This is a genomic window from Pontibacter populi (genome assembly GCF_040278685.1).
GTDB lineage: Bacteria > Bacteroidota > Bacteroidia > Cytophagales > Hymenobacteraceae > Pontibacter > Pontibacter populi.
On sequence record NZ_JBEOKT010000009.1, the window covers coordinates 23884 to 50473 of the forward strand.

General features: G+C 44.6%; 22 protein-coding genes. 4 read left to right on the forward strand and 18 right to left on the reverse strand.

The window, feature by feature from the left end:
* The first annotated feature begins 424 nt into the window (after positions 1 to 424).
* Positions 425 to 1294, forward strand: a complete 870-nt coding sequence (locus tag ABS362_RS11420; protein WP_350412613.1) for a DUF2911 domain-containing protein — start codon at positions 425 to 427, stop codon at positions 1292 to 1294.
* 55 nt (positions 1295 to 1349) lie between these two features.
* On the opposite strand, the gene ABS362_RS11425 is transcribed toward ABS362_RS11420, so the two are convergent.
* Genes ABS362_RS11425 through mnmA form a run of 5 tightly spaced genes read right to left on the reverse strand, consistent with a single transcriptional unit; the run spans position 1350 to position 8008 of the window.
* Positions 1350 to 3782, reverse strand: a complete 2433-nt coding sequence (locus tag ABS362_RS11425; RefSeq protein ID WP_434086523.1) for a TonB-dependent receptor — start codon at positions 3780 to 3782, stop codon at positions 1350 to 1352.
* Positions 3783 to 3792: 10 nt separating this feature from the next.
* A complete protein-coding gene (rpe, locus tag ABS362_RS11440; RefSeq protein ID WP_350412614.1) occupies positions 3793 to 4449 on the reverse strand; it encodes a ribulose-phosphate 3-epimerase in 657 nt (218 codons plus the stop codon).
* A 58-nt stretch (positions 4450 to 4507) separates the two neighbouring features.
* Positions 4508 to 6157: a S8 family serine peptidase gene (locus tag ABS362_RS11445; RefSeq protein ID WP_350412615.1), complete on the reverse strand. Its 1650-nt coding sequence runs from the start codon at positions 6155 to 6157 to the stop codon at positions 4508 to 4510.
* 4 nt (positions 6158 to 6161) lie between these two features.
* Positions 6162 to 6881 (reverse strand): hypothetical protein, encoded by a 720-nt coding sequence (locus ABS362_RS11450; protein WP_350412616.1) that lies wholly within the window; start codon positions 6879 to 6881, stop codon positions 6162 to 6164.
* On the reverse strand, positions 6878 to 8008 hold the full coding sequence (gene mnmA, locus ABS362_RS11455; protein WP_350412617.1) for a tRNA 2-thiouridine(34) synthase MnmA: 1131 nt from the start codon (positions 8006 to 8008) through the stop codon (positions 6878 to 6880). The genes ABS362_RS11450 and mnmA overlap by 4 nt, the downstream gene beginning before the upstream one ends.
* Before the next feature lie 219 nt (positions 8009 to 8227).
* Between mnmA and trpF the strand changes: the two genes are divergently transcribed.
* On the forward strand, positions 8228 to 8848 hold the full coding sequence (gene trpF / locus ABS362_RS11460) for a phosphoribosylanthranilate isomerase (RefSeq protein WP_350412618.1): 621 nt from the start codon (positions 8228 to 8230) through the stop codon (positions 8846 to 8848).
* A gap of 174 nt (positions 8849 to 9022) precedes the next feature.
* On the opposite strand, the gene trmB is transcribed toward trpF, so the two are convergent.
* The 10 genes from trmB to ABS362_RS11510 all read right to left on the reverse strand — a co-directional run bounded on the left by trmB (position 9023) and on the right by ABS362_RS11510 (position 20927).
* Positions 9023 to 9688 (reverse strand): tRNA (guanosine(46)-N7)-methyltransferase TrmB, encoded by a 666-nt coding sequence (gene trmB, locus ABS362_RS11465; RefSeq protein WP_350412619.1) that lies wholly within the window; start codon positions 9686 to 9688, stop codon positions 9023 to 9025.
* 3 nt (positions 9689 to 9691) lie between these two features.
* Positions 9692 to 10984, reverse strand: coding sequence for a bifunctional folylpolyglutamate synthase/dihydrofolate synthase (locus ABS362_RS11470; RefSeq protein WP_350412620.1), 1293 nt, complete (start codon positions 10982 to 10984; stop codon positions 9692 to 9694).
* Positions 10985 to 10992: 8 nt separating this feature from the next.
* On the reverse strand, positions 10993 to 11862 hold the full coding sequence (locus tag ABS362_RS11475; protein WP_350412621.1) for a hypothetical protein: 870 nt from the start codon (positions 11860 to 11862) through the stop codon (positions 10993 to 10995).
* Positions 11863 to 11877: 15 nt separating this feature from the next.
* Positions 11878 to 12276, reverse strand: a complete 399-nt coding sequence (locus ABS362_RS11480) for an ExbD/TolR family protein (protein WP_350412622.1) — start codon at positions 12274 to 12276, stop codon at positions 11878 to 11880.
* Between the two features lie 2 nt (positions 12277 to 12278).
* Positions 12279 to 12986, reverse strand: coding sequence for a MotA/TolQ/ExbB proton channel family protein (locus ABS362_RS11485; protein ID WP_350412623.1), 708 nt, complete (start codon positions 12984 to 12986; stop codon positions 12279 to 12281).
* Position 12987: 1 nt separating this feature from the next.
* Complete coding sequence (locus ABS362_RS11490) at positions 12988 to 14118, reverse strand: HU domain-containing protein (protein ID WP_350412624.1); 1131 nt, start codon at positions 14116 to 14118, stop codon at positions 12988 to 12990.
* Positions 14119 to 14125: 7 nt separating this feature from the next.
* Complete coding sequence (locus tag ABS362_RS11495) at positions 14126 to 15814, reverse strand: TonB-dependent receptor (protein WP_350412625.1); 1689 nt, start codon at positions 15812 to 15814, stop codon at positions 14126 to 14128.
* A gap of 29 nt (positions 15815 to 15843) precedes the next feature.
* Positions 15844 to 18900, reverse strand: a complete 3057-nt coding sequence (locus ABS362_RS11500) for a tetratricopeptide repeat protein (RefSeq protein WP_350412626.1) — start codon at positions 18898 to 18900, stop codon at positions 15844 to 15846.
* A 218-nt stretch (positions 18901 to 19118) separates the two neighbouring features.
* Positions 19119 to 20165 (reverse strand): DNA polymerase III subunit delta, encoded by a 1047-nt coding sequence (gene holA / locus ABS362_RS11505; RefSeq protein WP_350412627.1) that lies wholly within the window; start codon positions 20163 to 20165, stop codon positions 19119 to 19121.
* A gap of 72 nt (positions 20166 to 20237) precedes the next feature.
* Positions 20238 to 20927 carry a hypothetical protein gene (locus ABS362_RS11510; protein WP_350412628.1) on the reverse strand — a complete coding sequence of 230 codons (690 nt, stop codon included), beginning with the start codon at positions 20925 to 20927 and terminating at the stop codon, positions 20238 to 20240.
* Positions 20928 to 21143: 216 nt separating this feature from the next.
* Here ABS362_RS11510 and tyrS point away from each other — a divergent pair, with 216 nt between their 5' ends.
* On the forward strand, positions 21144 to 22448 hold the full coding sequence (gene tyrS / locus ABS362_RS11515) for a tyrosine--tRNA ligase (protein ID WP_350412629.1): 1305 nt from the start codon (positions 21144 to 21146) through the stop codon (positions 22446 to 22448).
* Between the two features lie 78 nt (positions 22449 to 22526).
* On the opposite strand, the gene ABS362_RS11520 is transcribed toward tyrS, so the two are convergent.
* Positions 22527 to 22718, reverse strand: coding sequence for a histone H1 (locus ABS362_RS11520; protein WP_162426269.1), 192 nt, complete (start codon positions 22716 to 22718; stop codon positions 22527 to 22529).
* Positions 22719 to 22824: 106 nt separating this feature from the next.
* Positions 22825 to 24063: an aminotransferase class I/II-fold pyridoxal phosphate-dependent enzyme gene (locus tag ABS362_RS11525; protein ID WP_350412630.1), complete on the reverse strand. Its 1239-nt coding sequence runs from the start codon at positions 24061 to 24063 to the stop codon at positions 22825 to 22827.
* 210 nt (positions 24064 to 24273) lie between these two features.
* Here ABS362_RS11525 and accC point away from each other — a divergent pair, with 210 nt between their 5' ends.
* Complete coding sequence (accC, locus tag ABS362_RS11530; protein ID WP_350412631.1) at positions 24274 to 25773, forward strand: acetyl-CoA carboxylase biotin carboxylase subunit; 1500 nt, start codon at positions 24274 to 24276, stop codon at positions 25771 to 25773.
* A gap of 83 nt (positions 25774 to 25856) precedes the next feature.
* On the opposite strand, the gene bshB1 is transcribed toward accC, so the two are convergent.
* Positions 25857 to 26576, reverse strand: a complete 720-nt coding sequence (gene bshB1, locus ABS362_RS11535) for a bacillithiol biosynthesis deacetylase BshB1 (protein WP_350412632.1) — start codon at positions 26574 to 26576, stop codon at positions 25857 to 25859.
* Between the last annotated feature and the right edge of the window lie 14 nt (positions 26577 to 26590).

The following is a 26590-nucleotide window of genomic DNA, read 5'->3' on the forward strand; positions in this document are numbered from 1 at the left end:
CTATAGCGCACAGAAGGATATACTTTACCCGCTAAAGCTTTTGAGATAAAAGCCAACACGAATAAGATTCCACTCTTTAATTTAAAATCTTGATTAAAGAGTCAATAAATATAATTATGATTTGATTTAAGTGTAATTTGTAAGGTTTATACAAATTAAATAAGAAAAAGTTGTATTAAGTTCATGCTGTTTTGTAAATAATGTAGATCAACAGCACTGGCAGGTGAATAGCACATAATGAAGGGTGAACTGATTTATAACAATAGTCGAAGAAGTATAAAGTTTAATTTGAATGATAAACTTGTTAATATGGTTTAGGTTAATGTTTTATACCTTTGCAAATGTTTGTGCTGATCTAATAATTGGCAAGGTTTTTACGGGTAGTTAAGAACCTGTATCTATAATAAAAAACTGTTTTTTACCCATGAAAAAGTACCTGCTAAGTCTACTGTTTCTCGTTTTACTACTCTCCATTGCCTCTGTAAGCAAAGCACAGGTCAAATTGCCGCAACCAAGTCCTGAATCTTTTATCAAACAAACTATAGGGCTAACAGATATTTCTGTTAGCTACCATGCGCCCGGTGTTAAAGGACGTAAGGTGTTTGGCGGCCTGGTTCCTTATGGCAAACTATGGAGGGCCGGCGCCAACGAAGCAACTCTCATTACTTTTACTGATGAGCTGTTCCTAAACCAGGAGCGTGTTCCTGCCGGTACATATTCTTTCTTCATACTTCCGGAAAGCGACAGTGTGTGGAACATTGTACTGAACCGCGATACGACGTTGTGGGGCTTGGAAGGATATGATGAGTTACAGGATGTGGCCTACCTGCGCGTAACGCCTAAACCTGTACAGTTCCACGAAACAATGCAGTTCAGTTTTTCAGATATCGGAACAAACACGGGTTTTATGCATCTAACCTGGGAAAACTCTCAGATCTCGTTGCGCATAGAAACTGAAATAGAGAAAAAGGCGCTTGCCAATATAGAAGAAGCCTTAAAGAAAGCAGAACCGGACGATTGGTACATCTGGGCACAATGCGCGGATTACATGGTTTCCCGGAAAGAGCTACATCAGCGGGCACTGGAACTGGTAAATAAATCTATCGCTATTAAAGAGACATTTTTCAATAACTGGGTAAAAGCCAAACTATACGCTTTAAACAAAGAATACGAAATGGCAGCCAACCTCTCGGCAAAGGCTATACGATTAGGTAAAGAAGAGCCGGAATCGTACCAGACCTATGCCCGCGATATTGAAAATGCGTATAGTTCCTGGAAAAAACGGAAGATATAGAACGAAATTATAGTTGAAGAGCCTCAGAAATGCAGGCTCTTTTTTTGTCTAAACCTTAAAATTTAGCAACAAACCGAAGGTTTAACCGACGGCCGGTCAGGTAATTAGGCACAGCATAGGTAATGCCGTTCATGTCGTTTACATACGTGTAAGACACCCGGTTATTGGCATCTATTATGTTCAGTACTTCCAGCCCTATCCATAAACTCTCCAGCGAGAACCGATTTTGCTCCACAAGGTCGTTTTCCAGAACAAGTACTTTAGAGAAACCAATATCTACGCGCTTGTACGACTTGCCTGTGAATGAATTCCGGAACTCCGGCTGACGTGGCGGCCCGAATGGCAAGCCGCTCCCATACACAAGGTTCAGGTACATTCTTATAGTTGGGTTATCAGGCAGATGGTCCTGGAAAAAAACACCGATATTTACTAACTGATCGGATGGTCTGCGGATATAGCCCTGCTCTTGTCTGCCTGTTACTTTTCCTTCCGGCCCATACACATTCACAGAATCACCTGCTACATCTTCCCTTGTCCGCATCAAACCTAAACTCAGCCACGACTCCGCTCCTTTTATAAACTCCCCGTTCACGCGTACATCAAAACCAGCAGCGTAAGCCTTTGCATTGTTTTTGGCATAATAGCGCAGGCGCACGTTGTCAATATCATAGGGTACTACATTGGTCAGGTGTTTATAGTAGATTTCGGAGGTTAATTTAAAGTCGCGGTCCCAGGCTTTGAAAAGATAATCGCTGCCAACTATAGCATGAATAGATCGCTGTGCTTTCAGGTCCGGATTCAAAATGCCATCAAAATCGCGAAGTTCGCGGTAGAACGGTGGTTGGTAATACACACCCAAAGCAGCTTTAAAGGATAGGTCAGGATTACGACGCGTAATAAAAGAATACTGTACCCTTGGCGATAGAAGCCACTCGTTGGTATAGTTCCAGTAGCTAGCCCGTAACCCGTAGGTCAGGGTTTTTAACGAATCAAGATCTATAGTGTGCTGCAGGTAGGCATTGTAGCGCTGCGTATTCAGATCTAGATCGGATTGCAGGGCGTATGTTTGGGTAACGTAGTCTGAGGAGTCAGCAAAACCGTACTCGTCCAACTCGTCTTCAATTTTCTCCAGGCCTGCTTTAAAACCGAACTGTAGGTTATTTCGCTGATTTAGTTGCCATGAGTTTTTTAATTCGGCAGTCAGTACGCGGGCGAGCAGTGCATTACGGGCATGGTTAAATTCGCTGCCAATCCCAAGTACCATCTGGCACTCCTCAAAGTTGCCGCTGTTATCCATTTCACATATGCGATAGCCGGCCTCAATGTCTCGAAATTCACGCTCCCTAGACTCCACACCAGTAATTATAAGCTCCGAACTATAGTTGGCAGTAAACTGATGTGCCAGGTTCACGCCCGCCTGGTAAGTGTTATAGTCCATCTTCTCGCGGCCATCGAAGCCAACAAAAAGCCTGAGCGGCACCTGGCGTGTGCCAAATGTAGTTACTCTCGACTCCGGGATAACCAGGAAATTATTGGTAGCATAGCTTGTAAGGATGCCCAGTGTAGTTTTCCCGGTCGGCTCAACTCCTTTGCTCAGATCTATCGTTACATACGCCTGCGCATCCGAGAACTTAGGTTGATAATCACCATCAGTTTGAAGCCCTTGCAGCATGTATTGCGCATTTTTATGGCGTACGCCGAGCAAATATGTTATTTTCTTGTTTCTCGATGCATTCTCGAGGTGCACGGAGCCGCCGGTTAAACCGCCGGTTATAGTTGCAGCAAGTGAGGTGGGCTTTTTATAGTCGATGTTCAGCACCGACGACAATTTATCGCCAAACTTGGGTTGCCAGCCACCAGAAGAGAATTCGATATTGCCGACAAGGTCGGGGTTTACAAAGCTGAGGCCTTCCTGCTGCGCATTACTTATCAGGAACGGACGATAGATCTCGATACCATTCACATACACCAGGTTCTCGTCGTAGTTACCGCCCCGTACCGAGTATGTGCTTGATAGTTCGTTGTTGCTGCTTACGCCGGGCAAGGTAACCAGTATCTTGTTAAAATCGCCGTAGGCTGATGGCAGGTTCCTGGTAAGGCGCGGATCCAGTTTGGTAGTGCTGGCCTGTTCGCGGGTGTCGCCATCGCGCTTGCCACGTACCTCCACAGTACCCAGCTGCTTCGGATCTGGCTGAATCACAAGAATTATAGTTATAGTTTCACCAGCAGCAACTTTGGCTTTATGAATCAATTCCTTATAACCCAGGCAACGCACTACAACTTCTAACTGTTCTTCAGCAGGAACGGTTAACGTAAACGCACTGTTTGCATCTGTCTGAGTACCTATGGTTGTGCCTTTAATACCTACCGTTGCCAGTTCCAGCGGCGCATTATCCGGTGTGCGAACGGTGCCTTTAATTGTTGCCTGTTGTGCCAAAACACCCAGCGGCAAAAGCAACATACACCACACCGAAAGGTATTTCAGCATCAGGCAAAAATTAGTTAGATGATTGCTTCAGGTTAGCTATAGTTGCGATAGGGTCTTCGGCAGTAAATACGAAGCTGCCGGCCACCAGTACATCTGCTCCGCTCTGTAAAAGCTTAGGTGCATTCTGCTGATTTACGCCTCCATCAATTTCGATAAGCGACTGAGAATTACGCTGTATGATCAGGTTCTTTAAAGCTTCTGTCTTACGATAAGTGTTCTCTATAAACTTCTGTCCGCCAAACCCAGGGTTTACCGACATAATACAAACAAGGTCCAGGTCAGCAATGATATCGTCCAGCAGGTTTACGGAAGTATGCGGATTTACAGCAACGCCAGCCTTTGCTCCGGTAGCTTTTATCTGCTGAATGGTGCGGTGCAAATGGTTGCAGGCTTCTATGTGCACCGAGATAACATCGGCACCGGCTGCGCGAAACTGCTCAATGTATAGTTCCGGCTCCACAATCATCAGGTGTACATCCATTGGCTTTTGGGCGTGCTTTTTAATGGCCTGCATCACCGGGAAACCGAAAGAAATATTAGGCACAAAACGGCCGTCCATGATATCAATATGCAGCCAGTCGGCCTGGCTTTTGTTCAGCATTTCAACTTCGGATTGCAGGTTGGCAAAATCGGAAGCAAGTACAGATGGTGCGATTAGTGGTCTCATGCCGGCAAAGGTATCAATTTTATTGCTATAGGTTTATAGTCAGGGCAAAACCCGTAAACTATAGTTTTACAAAACGAATGGTAGCGATCTGGTTTCCGGATATAAACCGGCATAGGTAAACGCCTTTTTGCAGCGCCAGTGCTTGCAGATCTATTGTTTGCCGCTCCTGGTCAGGCTGCAGCATCTTTTTAAGAATAAGTTTGCCGGTAGCATCTATAATTTGTAGCTCAGTAAGCTGTATTCGCCAGTTATCAGCTAACAGTATTATCAAATCATTACCAGTAACCGGATTTACAAGAGCTACTCCTTCTTCAGCACCCAGCGTAGGCAAGCCTGTAACAATGCGGCTATAGTTCGGAATACCATAGCCCAATGTATTATCAGGAGCACTGGCTTTACTGCCTAACCTATGGATTAGCTGAATGATCTCGTAATTGGTTTTAGAGAGATTAGCCTGCCATAGAGTTGTTGCAAAGCCAGCCATTATTGGTCCCGAAAAAGAGGTGCCATTGCTCTTAACCAGATTCCCCGCCGAATTCAGAACGTACGCATTCGCGCCAAGCGCTACTACATCCGGCTTAATGCGTCCGTCTGCGGTTGGCCCTCGCGAACTGAACGACGCTACTACACCCAGCGAATCAACTGCCCCAACTGTCAGCACAGAATCCGCATCAGCTGGTGAAGAAATGTATTTCCAGGTTTTATTTCCATCGTTTCCAGCGCTGGTAACTACTAATATACCGGTTGCAGCAGCAAAATCAGCGGCTCTGGCTACTATAGTAGTATTGCCATCCATCTGCTCATAACTATAGCTTACCGAGGGTGCATCAAAAACAGTATATCCTAAAGATGAATTGATAACATCGGCCCCGGCACTATCAGCATATTCAGCAGCTATCAGCCAGTTCACTTCTTCAATATTATGTTCCGTAGGCGCGTCTTCGGTGCGCAATAACAAGTAATTAGCTTTATAGGCAGTCCCGATCATTTTGCCTGGCAAATAAGCCGCCATCGTTGACAGCACTGATGTACCGTGAGCATTAGCGCCATATACATTTTCAGTTCTGGTCACAAAGTCAAAGGTACCAATGACCTGGTTGTTTTGGTAGAGATGCGCGAAGGCAGGAATGGTGTTTACACCCGGGAAGCCAGCATCCAGTACAGCAATGGTCATACCCTCCCCATGAAAGCCGGCATCGTGCAGTTCAGTTGCACCCAGCATATTTGCCTGATGATAAGCCAACCCATAATCGCCAGGCGCAAGCATAGTATTCAGAGCTTCCGAAGATGTACCAGAGCTATTTTTGACGGCCAAAGTCCCGTTGGTAGCTGAAGGGCTTGAAATTCTATTCAGAGAGCGGGAGTTCTTTACAAATGATAAGGCATTTACCTGGGCAAGCTGTTCTGCTGTTCCTCTCACCACAACTGCATTAAACCACCGGGACGTGTACCACACCTCAACCCCGGTGCCTTTTATAGTTTGCACGTAAGCCGGGTTAACAGGCAGGTCGCGGGTTGTAACAGAAATTTGCTGGCGTTGCCGACGTGCAATGGCTTTTTCGCTCAGAAACTGCGCCGGCTGTTGTATAGTATAAGGGGTGTTATTTTTATCAGAAAGGTAAACAAGATACTTCTTTGGCTCCGTCTGTTGGGCATGCAAGCTGCCAAAACAAAACAGGAATAGCATCAGAAGTACAAGTCTTTGCATATAACTATAGTTTACCGTGCTCTATTAATACTTCGTGACGTTCGTGGCCGTCAAGGATGTATGGTTCTGTTTCATCTGGACAATCAGAACACGGCTCATATTTCTGCCGATTGAATAACCTGTAGATAAGACCTACATTTCTGGCATATACTTCCTTTCTTTCATCCTTTCCAAGACTGGGACTAACAAATATACCTTGTTGCAATACAGTTAAAGTCTGATCAAATTGGAGGTCAGCGTGTGAAAAAGGCTGGTCTAAGTCAACATAAGTAGAAAGTTCTTTATCTGTCAAATCAGAATCATAACGATCATTAAAAGCATCGTGGTGCCATGTCTTTCCTTCTTCCACCGGGAAAACCATTTTCACATACTTTGTATTGTCTTTGGTAAGCGTAACCATGTTATGATTCTTGGTTACGGTCATCACAGAATCATCTTCCCATTCACTTTCAGCATTTGCTCTGATTGATCGGATGATCTTATAAGTAAGGGTATTGGTCTGGTCCATGAACGAATCAGCTACCCACTCGCGCATCTGGAAGTTAAGTTCGGTAGGTACGTTATGCTGGTATTTTATGTCGGTAACATCATAGATCCGGTAATCGCCAACTTCTAGGGGGTAAAAGTTAAGGCCACGGGCTACAGGATCGGGTGTTACATAGCTTTTGTCGCAGCTAACCACAACAAAAGCCAGTAGTATCCAGCACAACAAATTTTTTATCATGATGGCAGAACGTCTAATGTATAGTCGAGGTTATAGTTTGTTTCAATCCAGCCACCACCAACTACATCATTCCCTTCATAAAAAACGGCAGCCTGACCTGGTGCAATGGCATGAACTCCGTGCAGGAAATGCACTTTCATTTTATCGCCTTCCTGTTCCACTATAGCTTCGGTGCCAGAATCGTTGTAACGCACTTTGGTTATAGTTGGTATAGGTCTGTCTATCAGGTTATCATATTTCACCATGTTCAGCTTGCCAACCGTCATCGCGTTTTTAGCCAGGTCTTCGAAGTTACCTAAAATTACGCGGTTATTCTCTTTCTCGATGCGGGTAACATAGGCTGGGAAACCAAGCGCAACGCCAAGGCCTTTACGCTGACCAATAGTATAGAATGGGTAACCTTCGTGGGTACCAACTATAGTTCCGTCTTCCAACACAAACTCGCCACCGGCAACCTGCTCTTCCAGTCCTTCGATGCGTCGCTTCAGGAAACCACGGTAATCATTATCAGGGATAAAGCATATCTCGTAAGACTCCGGTTTGTTAACCAATTCCGTAAAGCCACGGTCAAGGGCCATCTGGCGGATCTCAGACTTACGCAGATTTCCGAGCGGGAATATAGTTCGCGCCAGGCTCTTCTGCGAAATTCCCCACAGGGCATACGACTGGTCTTTGTTTTCATCCAATCCTTTAGAGATCACATAACGGCCATTTTCTTCACGGATATTGGCATAATGACCTGTAGCAATAAAATCGCATCCCAGTTGGTCGGCACGGCGCAACAATGCATCCCATTTAATGTGGGTATTACAAAGTACACAAGGGTTTGGCGTGCGGCCGGCCATGTATTCGTCGGTAAAGTGGTTGATCACAAAATCACCGAACTCTTCACGGATATCTATAATATAATGCGGGAAACCAAGTTGAACGGCTATGTTACGGGCATCGTTAATAGAGTCGAGGGAGCAGCAGCCTGTTTCTTTTTTGCTACCGCCACTGGAGGCATAATCCCAGGTTTTCATGGTCATACCAACCACTTCGTAGCCCTGCTCGTGCAACATAACTGCCGCCACAGAACTATCTATTCCGCCGCTCATGGCAACTAAAACCCTTCCTAATTTACTCATGTATATAAGGTACTAAAAAATTCGTCAATTAAAATCTGGTACAAATATAGCAACAACCCGGCAGTAATAAAGATTTCAGTAAAGCTAATATTGGAGCTGTGCAACGCCGTAAACTATAGTTAAAGATGAAAATTGTTGCTTTAAAAAGGTAATCGGGCTTACTTTGGCACTTGAAAGTATAACAGAAGAGCAAACTTATAGTTTAAGTAAAAAGATATTATGGGCTTACGTACCTCAGTAATAGTAAATGGAGTGAATAACCTGAGCGATGCACGCTATTGTGCCGGCATGGGTGTTGATGTGATCGGATTTAACCTAAAACTGGATGACCCAAATCGTGTGCAGCCGCAAACACTGAAAGAAATTACAGGTTGGGTGTCGGGCGTAAAACTGGCTGGTGAGTTTGAAAGAGCAAAGCCTGAGATCATAAATGAGTTGGCTGATGAATTTAACCTCGACCTGATCCAACTCGACACGCCTTACCTGATCGACGAAATTGAAGAAATCAGCCGGCCGGTAATTCAGAAGGTCTTCATCAATAAAGACACCGTAGTTAGCGAACTGCTGGAAATGATGGACCTTTACAGCCCGGTTGTAGACAGCTTCATCATTTACTCTACCGACTTTAACAACATTGATGAGACCAATGAAAAGCTTCTGCGCGAAGTTTCTAAAAAGCACAAGGTTTACATCGGTTTCGGACTGAACAAAGAGAATGTTATGCCTATCGTAAACAATGTAAAACCAACTGGCATAGGCTTACAAGGAGGCGAAGAAATACGTCCGGGCTACAAAAACTTCGACGAATTCCAGGACATTTTTGAAGAGCTGGAAGACTAGTTTATAGTTAGAAAGTTTGGAAGTTAGAAGGTTAAAAGTTAATAGACCTTGTAATACGCTTTGCTTCTACAAGAGTAAGAAAATAAAACGCCCGTCGAATTTATAGTTCAGCGGGCGTTTCTTATTTTATTCAAAGTATAAATCAACTTTCTAACCTTCTAACTTCCAAACTTTCTAACTTTCCTTCACCGGCTTGTACTGCAGATACTTAATTGCGATGCCTTCAGCGAGGTAGCGTTTTTCGTAGGTAGTGTAGATGCCCATGGTGTGCTCCTGCAGGTCTGAACTATAGAGGTCGGTGGTAGATACCAGATGCTTTATTTTTCTATCCTGCAATACTTCTAAGGTATAATCGAACAGCGGCTGGTTATCTGTTTTCAAGTGAATGATGCCATCGCGCTTCAGCATAAACTTATACATCTCCTGAAAACGCGGCGACGTCAAACGGCGCTTGATATCCCGGTCTTTCGGGCGCGGGTCCGGGAATGTTATCCAGATCTCATCAACTTCGCCTTCAGCAAAATGATCCGAAACGGTTTCAATAAAAGTGCGCAGGAACGCTACATTGTCTAGGCCTTCTTCAACTGCCATCGAGCTTCCTTTCCAGATGCGGTTACCTTTAATATCGATGCCTATAAAATTTTTTTCAGGATGCAGACGAGCCATGCCAACCGTATATTCACCACGGCCACAGCCAATTTCTAATACTATCGGGTTATCATTACCAAAATGCTCTGAACGCCACTTGCCGGCAAGCTTACCATATTTTTCATCACCATCCTGCACCACATTATCGCGCTCGGCTATAGTTGCGAATTTCGCTAATTTCGATCTGCTCATTATTTATAGTTCTTCAATCTCTGCAACCACAAAGGTACTGCCGCCAATAAAAATAACCTCATCCGAAGCAGCATTTTCCTTTGCAGCCATAATTGCTTCTGCCACCGTAGCATAGCTTTTACCCTTTAAACCAACCAGATCGGCCTTCTGCTGTAACTCTGAAACCGGTAAAGCGCGAGGTATAGTTGCCTGGCAAAAATAGTAACCATAGTTTTTAGGCAGCATTGCCAGGATCGTGGTAATATCTTTATCATTTACTGCCCCAAATACAAAGTGCACCTGCTTCGGTTGCAGGTTATGTAACTGTGCAAGTATCTGATTAACTCCATCCACGTTATGGCCAGTATCACAAATAGTTAACGGACTATAGCTCAACACCTGCCATCTCCCCTTCAGTCCGGTTAATTGTTTTGTATTTGCAAGTCCGTTTCTAATCGCTTCTTCAGTAATTTTAAAGCCGCGCTCTGTTAATAGATCTATAGTTTGTAGTACGCCCGGAAGGTTATAACGCTGGTAAATTCCGGTAAGATCTAGTTGTAGTTCAGGTAAGTATAGTTTGCCCTGTCTGTACACATCAAACAACTGCTGTTCCAGTGTGTGGCTTTTTAGTTCTACACTATAGTTGTCAGTAGCGAAATATAAAGGGGCAACTACAGCAGCAGATCTCTCCAGAAATACACTTTCTATCTCAGGTTGCTTCAGGCTTATAGTTGCCGGAATACCAGGCTTAATGATACCAGCTTTTTCTCCCGCTATTTCCTGTAAAGTATCTCCTAATAAATTCTGATGATCAAAACCAATGTTGGTTATAAGCGACGCCTCAGGGGTAATGATGTTTGTAGAATCAAGTCTGCCGCCCAATCCAACTTCAATAACAGCTACATCTACATTTTCATCTGCAAAATATTTAAAGGCAAGCGCAACTGTCATTTCAAAAAACGAAGGCTGCACTTCTTCAAAAAGTTGTTTATAGTTCTCTACAAAATCTATCAGGTATTGCTCCGAAATCTCAAAGCCATTAACGCGAACGCGCTCTGTAAAAGATTTTAGGTGCGGAGACGTATAAAGCCCTGTCTTGTAACCAGACTCCTGCAACACCGCTGCCAGCATATGCGAGCTGCTGCCTTTTCCGTTGGTGCCGGCTACATGTATGGTTTTATAATTGTTCTGCGGATTTCCGAGCGCATCGCAGAGCGCGATAATGTTGTCGAGGGACTTCTTAAAAGCAGCATTGCCGATGCGTTGAAACATCGGCAATTGCTGGTATAGATAATCCAATACTTCTTGATAGGTCATTAAAGTAGCTATCTTGTTCTTAGCGTATAGGTTATAAGCCCGGAGGCACCACCTGTTCCGCTTGATGTTCTTACAAAGGTTGCTTTACTGAAAACTTCTTTGCGGTATAGTTCTGCCACTTGCGGAGATACTGTTGATTCAACTACAATAGCTCTTTCAACTATACCGTCTTCGTTTACAAAGATCTTGATAACGATTTTGCCGCTTTCGCTGGATGTATCACGAGGTTTAGGAATATCTCCCCATCCCCATCCGGCCATACTAAGTGCACCACCAGCTCCACCACCTGATTTACCATAAAGCGCTTTCGCATCCAACTTTCCATCCGGATCGCCTTTGTCGCCTACAGTTCCCGGGTTATCGCCGTTGTTATTACCGGTAGCTTCATCAGAAGTGCCGCTCTTGCCGGTTCCTGTGCTTGTAGTTGGTTTGCCCGGGTAAAGTGCTTTTGGCTTCTCAGGCTCCTTTTTAACTACTTCTTCTTTTGGTTGTGGCTTAGGTTGTGGTTTCACCTCCTCTTTTACCGAAACCGGAGCATCTGCTGTCGTGGTCTGTACTTTTGGTGTCTCAACAGGCTGTGGCGGCGTTGGGGTAACTACTGGTTCAGGTTCCGGGCGTGCATCGGGCTGTGTTGGTGCAGGCTTGCTGTCCTCTACGTTTTTCGACTCATTTGGCGTTGCCATAGTTTGTACATCGCCACTTCCCACCTGGTCCATGCCAAAGTTCAGCTCAATGCCAAGCTCGGCTGCAGGCGGATCTGGTGCGCGCCAGGCCATTATATAGATCAGAAGTAAAAGCAGGATAATATGAACTGCCACGCTTATGCCAGCGGCAATCTTCCTATCCTTTTCTTCTTCTCTTGTTAAGGCTAATGACATAGTTTATTTTAAAACTTATTCCGGCAACGTGGCCAATGTAACTTTCGCATTCATGTTAGCAGCTATTCCTGCAACGCGGGCAAGGTGCTCAACCGGCACTGTCTTGTCTACATGTAATACAACGACTCCTTCCCCTTCCTGAGTTCCCTGCAAAAGTGCTGCCAGTTGTGGCTCGATGTCTTCCAGGGCAACAGGTTTTTCGTTCAAGTAATACTTTAAGTCCTCGGTTATAGTTATCCCGATCTTCTGCATTACAATGTTAGATGTTTTGCTGGATGGCAAACTTACAGGCAAACCTGAAGGCGTAACAAAGTTTGAGGTAAGCATAAAGAATATCAGCAACAGGAAGATGATGTCTGTCATCGACGACATGCTGAAATCGGGGCTTATCCTGTTTTTAGAGCGTAAATTCATGCTTATAGTTGTGGTTCTTGTAACAGATCGAGGAATTCGATAGACGAATATTCCATATTGTGTACAATGTTGTCGATTTTGGTAACCAGGTAGTTATACCCTACATAAGCCGGCAGACCAATGATAAGACCAGCAGCAGTCGTTACCATTGCCTGGTAAATACCACCAGATAATAGCTGCGGGCTAACAGAACCTTCAGCCTGTGCAATAGCAATAAACGCCTGGATCATACCGGTTACAGTACCCAGGAAACCAAGCATCGGGGCAGCACCAGCTATAGTTGCCAGAGATGCCAGGTTACGCTCCAGTCTGCTGATCTCGATTTTACCAACGTTCTCGATAGAAGTTTCGATGTTCTTAAGCGGGTTACCGATACGGCTAACACCTTTTGACAGCATTCTGGAAACAGGTGTGTTTGTCTGCGCACAAAGCATTTTTGCACCATTAATATCGCCGGCCAATACCATGCTCTTTATGCGGTCGTTAAAACCTTCAGGGTTCTTGGCAGCTTTCTTAAGAGTTAAATAGCGCTCCACAAAAATATAAACTGCAGCCAGCGATAATACAGCCAAAGGGATCATAGCCCAGCCTCCGGCAAGCGCCAGATCTATCAATGAAACAGAAGAATCAGCAGCAGCAGTTGCACCTTCTGCAAGCGCAGTCGTATCGGCAGGTGCTCCGGTAGTAATTTGTAATAAGAGTGATGTCATGTTAGTTATTGAGTACCCAGATGGAATTTCCGTAAGTTTTTCTGTATTCGTTCATGGCGGCCTGTGCTTCTTCGGCTGTAGCAAAATCAGCGGCAGATACACGGAAAAGGCGGCTACCTTTTAAAGGTGTAAGCACTTTGCCATCGTGGCCATTTTCACGGATAGCTTCGCGGCCTGTTTCAGCATTCTTTAAACGAGAATAGCCACCCGTAATTATATAAAAGCGACCGGTTCTTTCACTTACAGTAAGTACCGGCTCAACTACAGGCTCTTCTACAACCACCTCATTTACTGCAGTTTCTGCGACTTCTGCTAATGTATCGCTTTCAGCCTGAAGATTAATTTCGCTATTATCTGTTTCAGAAATTGCAAAAGCAACATCATCCGAAGTTGCTGCATTGGCATTAAGTAAAAGATTCTGGTAAATGGCCAAGCGCTCCTCTTCCGAAACCGGTACATAATCTGAGGTATAGTCAGAAGCAGCAGCCTGGTTATTTATTGTTGCATTTGTAAACAGCGCGATCGGGTTAAGGCTGCTCAAGTTGTATTCAGTTTGAATAGATAGCATGTACAGGGCAGAACCGGTTAAGCCGGCAATTACCAACCCGGCCGCTGTACTATAAACCCTACGAAGGCGGCGCTTAAATTTATTGCCTTGTTGTGGCACATCCTGTTCACGGTTTTTCTGCAGCGTACGGAGTACTACAGATTCTTCTGCACGCACTGGCCTTGCCGAAATTTCCGGTAAGCCAAAGCTGGCCTCCAACAGGTTATCCCCTTCTTTGTATTCAAACTCTAAACGATGCGCCGCATTATACCTGAAAACACCAATATCGCTCAGCTCGAAGCGATTATCGGTTTTAAGCTGGTTATTGGCTTGTGTAACGAAAGCTGCCACCATTTGCTGTGCCTCACCTGTCGAGATGCCATTATGGTAGGCAATTGTATTGATGAGCAACCCATCTGTTAAGATCAGTTTTTCGTTAAAAGCCACCCGCTTGGATGGTGGTGCAATGGTGTGTTTCACCGGATGTACCATGGCAGGTACATAACGGGTTATCAGCCCGCCAAATCCCGGGATGATGACACAGTCGTGTTCATAGAGCAAGGACTTTATGTGCTTTGCTACCATAGGTTTACTAGAATGAATAGGTTACGCCTCCTATCACGTTTATACTCTTCACGGGGTAATTTACAAACCTTTCGTATTTGTTGCCAAGTATATTATTGGCCATCATAAACACGGTAAAGGTATTTGTGAATTTATAGTCCGCTTTTAAATTCAGATCGATGATATTGCTTGTCTCTTGGGTCACGAACGAACCATCCGGTCTGTACACACGCCCGAAAGAACTCCCAATATAGTAAAGTTCTGAATTAAAGAGAATCTTATCGTAGAAGTTATAGGTCGCAAAAACACTCGCCATCAGCTCCGGACGGTGGAAGGGTTGGTCTAAAGATGCTGTGTTATATTTGTTATAATCAAGCTTTAAACCAAGACGAACTTCATCAATATAATCGAAAACGGCTTCCGAATAAATATTTAAAACATTTGTTACACCGTCGTCATACACCAGGTCAAACTTGGTAGAATCGGCTCTGGAGTTGTTATAGAAGTAAAGGTTACGGTAATTCTGGTAAGCTACACGCCCGGTCAGGTGCACATAGTTCGATAAATTAGCCGAGAACCCGCCATATACTTCTAGTCCTTTATTGATATCGGCCACCTCTACATTAGGTGCGATCCATGGGTTCTCTTTTGTCAGCTCATATAAAGTAACTCTTTGCAAGTCACCACCTAAACCAGCGTATAACAACAGGTTATCTTTAATAGGCTCTACTCCTATTCTGAACTGCGGATAGATATTGAACTGACGCGCATCATTTACATTATCGCCGGTGTAAGCTACGTTTGCTCCTATAGTTACACGGGCTGCACCAAACTGGCGCTCGTAGCTCGGGTTAAGCTTAAAGAATGTACGCGACACACTGCTAGAATCTTTGTGCTGGACAAACGACAGGTCAGCATCTACCTTAAAGCCTGATGTCTCGTCAATGGTATATTCAGAGTTCAGGTTTAAGCCGATGTTGGCTTCGCTCATGTCGTAGCGGTCGTTCAGGTAATTCAGTTTTACACCCGCCTTATATAAAAAAGGTGATTCTGATGTCTGGTTATGTATGTACCCTTTGGCGTTAATACGGTTGAAGATCTGCTTTGTAGTGTCTTTGTCCACTTCATCCTGCAGGCTTGGCGCGTAACCGTAAAAATGATTCTTATCGCGCTCATAGCCTAAGCGGCCGCCAATTGTAAAACCAGGCAGATAACGTTCGCCATGTACGCCTACGCTACTGTTCGAAACTGCAGACTGGTCTTTTACCTCCGGGCCGCGTGCAGAACCAACGTGGCTGAAGTTTGCTCCGAAGGATGAAGTTTCAGAACGCTTGTTATGGAAATAACCTTTCAGGTACAACGTGGCATAGTTGCCAAAACCAGCCTTCAGATAGTTGCCGTATAGTTTGGTCAGTTCATCCTGCTTTATAGTTAGCACGCGCATCTGCAATTCAATGTCCTGCTCTGGCAAACGGTAATCTTCAAAACGGTAACGCACATTCCGGTCAGCTACTGCCGGCGGATCTACTTTAAACTTCTCGAAGTTACGGGCTGCATTTGGCAGTTCAATAACGCGGTTCTTCTCTACAACAACTTCTGCATCTTCCAGCTTTGCTCCTTCGCCCCAGCCGTTGTTCTGGGCCTGAACACCGTTCATAAATGCGTAGCCAACACACAACACAATGGCCAGCGATGCTTTTCTTATCTTATTTTTCATTTTGATGCTTCTCTGTCTTATACTGTATGTTACTTCTGCTCTCCGCCGTTACCTACGTTTGTCGTATCAGCGCCTCTGTTGCCTCCATTAAGCTTCTCCAGTTTCAGTTTGGCCTCTGCCACAACTTCTTCAACCGGCGAGCCTTCAATAATTGAGTTCAGCGTTGCTTTCGCCTGGAACAGTTCATTCTGCGCTACATAGTTATCAGCAATCAGAAGGAATGTTTTACCTAACCAGTAATCATGGCCCGAGAACTTGTTGTTAAAGGCAAAGGCCTCATCCAGCGACTCCTTATACTTTTTCTGTTTGTACAGGATCTCGGCAACCAGGTACTGCGCTTCCGCGCCATGCACGTCCGAAGCAGCGGCTGCAGCTTCTTTCAGTTCTGTTAAGGCCTGTGGCATGTTGCCCTGCGCGTACGTCGACTTAGCTTTGAATAACAGCGCGGTATTGTAAGCATTGAGTGCCGCGTTGCCCTGGCTAATCAGTTCACTGGCAATGCGCTTGCTGTTGGCAAAATCATTCGTGTTATAGTAGCTCATCATCAAGCCGGTCAGGGCATTTTGCTGTTCCTTACGGTTTGAGGCTACATCGCGCAGGCGGCTATAGTATTTAATGGCTTCAGTATAGTTCTTAGCCGCATACTCAAGGTCAGCCACTTTCAGGATTGCACGGTTCACGTATTCCGATTTGTTTTCAGCAATTACTTCCTTCATGCGCTGCAGTCCGCGCTGGCCTTCGTTCTTACGCAGGTAAGAGTCAGCCAGAAAATAACGGGCATCAAACACAAACGGGCTCTTCGGGTAAGCAGTTAAGTAAGCTTCCAGTTTAGCTACGGCCTGATCGTATTTCTCATTGAAGTAAAGGGTTTTAGCTGCTTCAAACTCAATGCTTTCCAGAGCAGTGCTTTCCGGGTTATTAGCTTTATATTTTGCCAGGTAAGCGTCAAATTCTTCGCTTCGGTTCTGTGCTGCCAACGACTCCTGTAAACTATATAGTGCACCACTGGCTATTTTTGATGTTGGGAAATCATCCAGTACGCGTTTGTAATCTTGTATGGCTTCGTTGTGCTTGCCCTGGTTGGCGTAAGCCTGCCCTCGCTTGTGCAGGGCATTTGGTATAAGCTTACTTGTTGAGCCCGAGTTGATCAGCGTGCTGAATCCAGTAACAGCCTGGCTATAGTTGCCGGCTTCAAAATCAAGCACAGCTGACTGGTATTGGGCGTCATCCGCGTAACGCGATTTCGGGAATTCGTTCAATACCTGTTTCAGGCTTTGTTCTGCTTTAGATTTATTACCTGTAATGCCCGCCAGCACACCACGCTGGAAATAAGCATAGTCTTTGTCCGGAGAGTTCGAGGCAATTACTTTATCATAAAGGTCTTCGGCTTGCTTATAGTTCTTGCTTACATAATACAGGTCAGCTAAACGCAGCATCGCATCGAAGTGATTCGGGTTGCTAGGCTTGGTACCATCTACAAATGCGCGGAAGTGTGGTAGCGCCTTGTCGTATTGCTTAGTGTTATAGTAGGCATACCCAATTCCGTAACGCGATTTCAGGTAATAATCCGACTGACCGGCAGAAGTGTTACGGAACACAGCCGCATAACTATTTATAGCATCCTGGTAACGCTGGCCAACCGAGTAAGCTTCGCCTTTCACGAAATGAGTAGCTGCAGTAACTTCTTTGTCGTACGGGTACTGCAACGACTTGTCGAGTATGGTAACTGCAGCAGGGAATTTCGCTTCATTAAAAAGGTTAACGCCATGCAGATAAGTTACACGCTGATAGGTCTGTAAGATCTTCCAGCTCTTCTTCGGCATGCTCTCTATGTGACGGATCGCTTCCGGATAGTTATTGGAACTGAAGTAAGCTTCGCTCAACAGGTTATCTGCTTCAGCTGCCTGGTCTGAGTCAGGATAATCCTTCCCAAACGTAGTCAGCGAATTGATCACTTCACGAAAATTGCCAACCTCATAGTTTACCTGGGCATACTTTAGGGTAGCTGCTTCCGTAACATCTTTGTCCTGATCGTTTTTGCGGGCCTGATCGAAAGCAGTTAATGCAAACTGTTTGTTATTTTCGCGCAGGTAACTTAAACCCAGGTAGTAAGCCGCATTCTGGCCAAGGGCATCTTTAGTAAGTGCGACAGCTTTAAAGTGCGTAATAGCATCCTTATAGTTGTTGTTCTTATAGTCTGTAAAACCGATCTTATACTGAATAACAGAATCCAGTTTTTTCTTACCCTGGGCGTATTGGTCGAAATACTTGTCTGCAGTCTTATAGTCTGCGCGCTGGTAATAAGCATCACCAACCAGTAACGCTATCTCATCAGACTGCTGTACTTTAGGCGTGCGTGCCAGGGCTGCTTCACCATACCGGATCACTTCATACACATCGTTTTCCTTGTACAGAATTTCAGTGATCATGTAAGGCACAATCTGGGCATAAGCATCGTTCTTCTCCGCTATTTTAAGGTCCTCCTTGGCAGCAGCGTAATCGCCGTTTCGGTAAGAGATGTAACCCGAATAGTAATTGGATGCATATGCAAAGCGGTGCACATCCTCCCGGAAGCCAGTGGTTTTGTTTTTATCGAAGTAGATCTTAGCATTAGCAAAATCCTTTGTAGCGAAATACGAATAGCCAAGCTTAAACTCGAGCTCTTTGTTCTGCTTTATGCTTAGTAAATGCGTTGGTGCCTGCTTCAACAGATCCACTACTTTTTTATAGTCCTTCTGTTCGAAGTAATACAGACCCAGCTCATAGTTGGCAAGTGCTGTTTTTGGGTGGGCCGGGTAGTTTTTGGCAAAATTCAGGATAAGCTGTTCAGCATCGGGGTGCAACAGGTACAAACCGCTAAGCGCGTAATAATACTGGGCATCGGCCGTTTTGGCATCGTCGCCTATCAGCTCAATATATTTACGGAAAGCTTCCTGGGCAGCACCATACTTCTCCCTATCAAATAGTTCTAACCCCTCATGGAAGTATTTATCCTGCGAAGTAAACACCTGCGTGTTTTGGGCAACTACCACATGTGAACCACCCGCCAGCACAGATGCCAGTGCAATTTTGTACGCTATCTTCATAGTATGTTCATAAAACGGCCCGGCAGTGCCAGGCTTATTCGTTTTTTATTCTGGTAAAGTATAAATGGCAAAATTTACGTGCCACTTCTTTCAAAGTTAACAAATTTTAACGAGCTGCCCTGTTACAAGTTTGTATACATTATTGCAGCATCCACAAAATATAGGTTTACACATATACAATGCTCGTATGGCTGAAATATTGTGCAAACCCTCTAATATTAAACTGCCAGTACTTTTGGAACCGGGTGAAGCACTTTAAACATCAGCTCCCGCAAAATATCTGCTTCAGACATGTCGCCACCCGTAATACCTTTTGACTGAAGATCTGCCACTTTTATGTAATGGATAATGTCAACTACACGAGCAATGGGGTAAACCCGCATAGCATGCTGATACTCCTTTAATTTCCAGGCTTGCTGACCCAACAGTTTTTTTAGCCCGGCATCCGATTTATCGGCAGCAGCGTGCAGGCTTAACAATTTCGTGAAGAATGAAAACAGCATACCAATGTTAGGGATGACCGGGTTATTTTTAGGGTTAGCCTCAAAGTAGTTTACAATGCGGTTGGCTTTTAAAACATCCAGGGCAATAATGGCGGCCTGCAACTCAAAAATGTTGTACTCCTTGCTGATGCCGACATTCTCCAGCACCACCTTCTCATCTATAGTCTGGCCGGGCTTCAGGTTCAGCAATAATTTATCTATTTCGTTTGCCAGGCGGCTCAGATCTGCCCCTATAAACTCGCTTAGCTGCTGCACTGCCTGTGGCGTAGCTTTAATACTTTTCGATTTCAGGTAGTTGTTAACCCACGCCGGCACCTGGTTATCGTACAGCTTTTTGGTGGTGAGCATTACCGCATGCTGCGCGAACGTTTTGGAAAGCGACTTGCGGCCATCCAGTGTTTTGTGCTTATAGGCAAATACCAGTATAGTTGATGGCAAAGGATTATTCAGATAAGCTTCGAGTTGCTTGGCTCCTTCTTCTTTATCTATATCCAGAATGCTTTGCGCTTCCTTAACTATAACCACCGAACGGTCCGCCATCATCGGGAAACGCTTGGCCTGCAACAGTATAGTAGCTACATCCACATCTTTACCATAAATCACCACCTGATTAAAGCCCTTTTCGTGTTCCTGAAGGGCATTTGCCTCAATGTAATCCGATATCAGGTCAATGTAGTAAGGTTCTTCGCCTTGCAGGAAATAAACAGGAGCAAAGTTGCGTTTCTGGAGTTGTTCTAAAATACTTTCAGCTGTGTGGGCCATGCGTGCGGAGTAAGAGATTGCCTACACAAAATTAAGGTATCAGCATTAAAATGAAAGGATAAATCGTGATTATTAGCCTGCCAAACTATAGTTCGCTTTTCGCCGGGCAACGATCTCATCAAACTTTGGATTCTGCTGATAGAAAACAGAGGATAACAGGAAAATAGCGAATGTGAACTCCTGCAACTCCCAGGCTTTGCCAGTTGGAATCATCAAAATAATTAAAAAGCTGAAAAGGTAAAGCAAGCCCCACTCCTGTTTGGGTATGGATATAAACGTAAGTTTCCAGTTGCGAAAGGCCGAACTATAGTTATAAAGCAAAGGCAACCCCAGAAAGTAAAAGAATAACCCCGAATACATACCTGTACTAAAGATCAACTTATTCAGCTTCACGCCTTCCACTTTCATGTTATGTAAATTGAATTCACCCTGGGTATTTACGTCTTTCAGTTCGTCTGGAGTCTGATACCCAAATATCCGTTGGCCCCACGATATCTCTTCGCCGCTGCCAAAAATAAACACAAGCGCTATAAACCAAAGTGCCACCCGTATAAACCCGGTGTTCTTAGAGGCCGCCACCCCAAAGAACACGGCAACAAGAAGTAACGAAAATGCGGTGATGTTCTCTATGTAGCCGTCTTCGCTGGTGTAAGATTCAAAAAAGGGTATGTTATAGTTAAAGCTATACACCCCAACTATACTATGAATCACAACTATAAAGAAGATGAAGTACTCTACCCCGGATAAACTAGTTCTTCTCATTCATGACACCAACTAGAGATACATTGCCTTTATTTATTGTAAACTATACCCTGAAATAATAATACGTATTCCAAGCAACTATGGAATGCTGTTACACCATTAAGCTGCACACCTTCACAAACTATAGTTTAGCCCGCTAGTGTTCTATCTGAATTTACTCTGACATACTGCCAACTCTTTTTTATATTTGCCCTTTATAGAAAGACCCAAGTATAAATGAATCTGATAGAAGAATTAAGATGGAGAGGCATGCTCCACGATTTCATGCCTGGTACGGAAGAACAGCTGGCATCCGGTATGACAACCGGTTACATTGGCTTCGACCCGACAGCAAGCTCTTTACACATTGGTAACCTGGCCACTATTATGTTGCTGGTACACCTGCAGCGTGCCGGTCATAAGCCTGTTGCCCTGGTTGGTGGTGCCACCGGTATGATCGGTGACCCATCAGGCAAATCGGCAGAACGTAACCTTCTGGATGAAACTACACTGCGCGCCAACCAGGAAGGCATAAAGGCACAGTTGGAGAAATTCCTGGAGTTTAATGCCGGTGCCAATTCAGCTGAAATTGTAAATAACTATGATTGGTTCAAAGAGTTCAGCTTCCTGGGCTTCCTGCGCGAAGTAGGCAAGCACCTGACGGTAAACTACATGATGGCCAAAGATTCGGTAAAGAAACGAATCAGTGCTGATGAGGAAGGTGACCGTGCCGAAGGCTTATCATTTACGGAGTTCTCTTACCAGCTTATTCAGGGCTACGACTTCTATCATTTGTATAAGAACAAAGGTGTAAAGCTACAGATGGGAGCTTCTGACCAGTGGGGTAACATCACAACGGGTACAGAACTTATTCGTCGTATGGATGGCGGCAAAGCCTTTGCGCTGGTAGGCAAACTGGTTACAAAATCGGACGGTACAAAGTTTGGCAAATCTGAGGGCGGAAATATCTGGTTGGATGCTACGCTTACATCACCTTATAAGTTTTACCAGTTCTGGCTTAACCTTTCAGATGAGGAAGCTGAAAAGCTGATAAAAATTTATACGTTGCTACCCCAAGATGAAATTGAACGATTGACAGAAGAGCACAAACAAGCTCCCCACCTGCGCGTTTTACAGAAAGCATTAGCTAAAGATGTTACAATTCGGGTGCACTCCGAAGAGGACTATATTGCTGCTATAGATGCCTCAGAAATTTTATTTGGTAAAGGTGATCTGGAGACATTAAAAGGCCTGAAAGAAGATATTTTGCTAAGTGTGTTTGAAGGTGTGCCGCAGATAGAAGTGGCTAAAAGTGCTTATACCGAAACGCAAACTATAAGTGACCTGCTTTCAGAAGTTACAGGCAACCTGGTTTTCGAATCGAAGGGTGAAGCCAAGCGTATGATCAAGAATGGTGGCGTTAGCGTTAACCGCCAGAAGATACAGAGCCCGGATGAAACTATAGACTATGAATTGCTTCAGGGCAAATACCTGGTAGTACAGAAAGGAAAGAAAAACTACTACCTTATCACAGTTAACTAGTTAATTTATAGTTAGTTAAAAATAAAAAAGGTGAACTTTTCAGTTCACCTTTTTTATTTTCAGTAGTCTGTCTGATTACTATTTCTGATCAGCAGTGCTGTTTTTCATGTCCTGAACTTCCTTACGGATGTCCTGAGCCATGTTTTTCAGATCCTGCATGCCTTTACGTACACGAGTACCTGCAGCTGCGTTGTTTTTGTCGTAGAACTTTTCGAAATCAGATTCTAGCGACATAACTAGGTCTCTCAGTTTGCTAAAGTTGTTGTTCATTAGAGCTATTTGTTATAGTGAAACATTTGGTTTAATAGCTCTAATATACACATTTAGTAATAAGAAGCAAAAATTAAGGAAATTTAATATATGCCCTTACAGCTAACTAGGCGGTAACCGGAGACTTAGAGTACAAGCCTTTGTCCAATTTTTGTGCAATTTTTTCAAAAGCATCGATCGTTTCTTTCACATCGTCCAGGGTATGTGCAGCAGTCGGGATAAGACGCAGCATGATCACATCTTTAGGTACTACAGGATACACTACGATTGAGCAGAAAATATTGAAGTTCTCGCGCAGATCAAGCGTTAACTGTGTCGCATCAGGTATCTGGCCATTCAGGAATACAGGCGTTACCGGCGATGTAGTTGTACCAATGTTAAAGCCTTTTTCGCGTAACCCTGACTGAAGCGCATCTACCACTGTCCATAGTTGATCTTTCAGTTCAGGCTTGGTGCGCAGTAACTCTAAACGCTTAAGCGCGCCTATTACCAGTGGCATCGGAAGTGACTTAGCAAAGATCTGCGAACGCATGTTATAACGAAGATATTCTACTACCTGCTCATCAGCTGCAACAAAGGCACCGATGCTTGCCATAGACTTGGCAAACGTAGAGAAGTAAACATCAATACCGTCCTGGCAATTTAAATGCTCACCTGTTCCGGCACCTGTTTTACCCATTGTTCCGAAGCCGTGTGCATCATCTACAAATAAACGGAAATTGAATTTTTCTTTTAACGCTACCACTTTATCCAGGCTGCCCAGGTTACCAGACATACCGAAAACACCTTCTGTTATTACCAGTATGGCACCGCCTGTGTTTTCAGCCCAACGTGTAGCACGCTCTAACTGTTTCTCAAGGCTGGCCATATCATTGTGTGCATAAACAAAGCGCTTGCCCTGGTGCAGACGAAGGCCATCTATAATACACGCATGAGATTCCGCATCATATACAATCACATCATGACGGTCAACCAACGCATCTATAATAGATACCACACCCTGATAACCAAAATTAAGAAGGAGCGCATCCGGCTTCTGAACAAACTCAGCCAGTTCAGCCTCCAGTTTCTCGTGGTAGTTCGTGTTGCCAGACATAATACGGGCTCCCATCGGATACGCCATACCCCACTCAGCTGCTGCTTCGGCATCCGCTTTGCGAACTTCCGGGTGGTTAGCAAGGCCCAGGTAATTGTTCAGGCTCCAGGTAAGTACCTCTTTGCCTCTGAACTTCATACGTGGTGCGATCTCACCTTCCAGCTTTGGAAATGTAAAGTAACCATGCGCATAATGAGAGTGGCTACCTAATGGACCTCTATTGGTCAACAGTTTTTCAAATAAATCCACTTGAGTAATAATTAAGTTATCGGGATATTTTCTGTCTTAAAGCGCTTTATATGCAATCATTCAATTTTTTGCATAGAGCAGCGCAAATTTAAGTTTTTGTGTCATCAAATACAATGTAATACTTTATAGTTAAGGCCTTTTTTAAATATATGATTTTTAAGTTTGGCCGCAAAGCCGTTTCTTTGAACTATAGAATAAAATAGCCCCGGCATGAGAAAAATAAATAAGCTTTTAATTGCAAACAGAGGTGAAATTGCTTTGCGTGTAATGCGCACTGCTAAAGAAATGGGTATTAAAACGGTAGCCATCTATAGCGAAGCCGACCGAAATGCCCTGCATGTGCGCTTTGCCGACGAAGCGGTCTGCGTTGGCGGACCAAAATCAAATGAATCTTACCTGCGTGGTGATGTAATTATAGACGTTTGTAAAAAACTGCAGGTTGATGCGATACACCCGGGCTATGGTTTCCTTTCCGAGAATGCCGGATTTGCAAAAGCTGTAGAAGAAGCCGGAATTATATTTGTTGGTCCGTCGCCGGATGCAATTGAGCTAATGGGTAGCAAACTGGCCGCAAAAGCTGCTGTCGCCAAGTATAACATCCCGATGGTGCCTGGTACCGAATACGCCATTACCGATGTAGAAGAAGCCAAACTGATCGCTCAGAAGATCGGTTTCCCGATACTGATTAAAGCCAGCGCCGGTGGTGGCGGTAAAGGCATGCGTGTAGTGAATAGCGTGGAAGTTTTTGAAGAGCAGATGAAGCTAGCCGTGAGCGAAGCAACTTCCGCTTTCGGTGATGGTTCTGTTTTTATCGAGAAATACATTGGATCGCCACGCCACATTGAGATACAGGTGTTAGGTGATATGCACGGAAATATAGTTCACTTGTTTGAACGCGAGTGCTCTATTCAGCGTCGCCACCAGAAAGTGATTGAAGAGGCGCCGTCTGCGGTACTTACCCCGGGCCTGCGCGATGAAATGGGCCGTTGTGCTGTAGATGTAGCCAAAGCCTGTAACTATGTAGGGGCCGGTACGGTGGAGTTCCTGGTTGATGAAAACCTGAATTTCTACTTCCTGGAAATGAACACCCGCCTGCAGGTAGAGCACCCTGTAACCGAGCAAATAACCGGCCTGGACCTTGTACGCGAACAGATACAGATTGCAGAAGGCAAAGCACTAAGTTTCCGACAGGAAGAACTAACTATAAACGGTCATGCGTTGGAACTGCGCGTTTACGCCGAAGACCCGGCCAACAACTTCCTGCCTGATATCGGCAGACTGGAAACGTATAAGCGCCCGCAAGGCCTGGGTGTGCGTGTGGATGATGGCTTTGAACAAGGCATGGATATCCCGATCTATTACGACCCGATGATCGCGAAGCTGGTAACGTTTGGCAAAGACCGACAGGAAGCAATCGAAAAAATGTTGCGTGCTATTGATGAGTACCAGATAACCGGAATTGAAACGACTCTCCCGTTTGGGAAATTTGTTTTAACACATGAGGCTTTTGTGAGCGGAAACTTTGATACTAAATTTATAGAGCGTTACTTCTCAGCAGATGACCTGACACCGAAGCCGACGGAAGAGGAAGAAACTATAGCAGTTGCGTTGGCAGCTATGCTGATGCAAAAACAAAAGCCATCTATAGTAGATAACGGCACTATAGCTGCAACTACAAATGCATCGAACTGGAGAAAGAACAGAACCTAACAACTGTAGATTATCTTATAACAGTAAGGGCGCTACCATGAAGTAGCGCCCTTACTGTTTATAGTTAAACGAAAATCTTAGTCTTAAATCAAATCAAATAAGCTCTTTACACCAATGTGGCGCTCTACAGTAAAACCTTCGCCGTACGTTACGCCAATAGCATGACCGTACTCTTTAGCTCTTGCTTCCAGGAATTCCATAAACTCAGGAGATGAGATGTACGTGTTTTCAGAAGCATCATCGGGGTTATAGAACTGGGTTTTAAAAGCGCGAATACTTTCCAGTTTTTGATCCCAGTAAGGCGTGATATCAACTATAACATCGGGTTTAATATAGCGGTCCTGGATGTAATGATAAACTACCTTTGGTCTCCAGGCCTCCTGCTTCTCTCCTCCAGGTCCGGTGGTTTCTATCATTTTAAGGCCGGCCAGGAAACAAGCCTGCGATACAACCTCAGAACCTTTGCCATGATCCGGATGACGGTCGTGGATGGCGTTCATGATCACTAACTCAGGTCTGTACTGTCTAATCTTTTCAACGATCTTTAACTGGTGTGCTTTATCATTCACAAAAAAACCATCAGCAAAACCAAGATTCTCACGAACCGACAGCCCCATTACTTTAGACGCTGCTTCTGCTTCATTGGCGCGTGTTTCAGGTGTTCCGCGCGTACCAAGCTCTCCTCTTGTCAGATCAATTATACCTACTTTTTTGCCGGCAGCAATGTGTGCTATTATAGTTCCGGAACAGCCAAGCTCTGCATCATCAGGGTGCGAAGCGAATGTAAGTATGTCTAGTTTCATGTTGGATGTTGTTA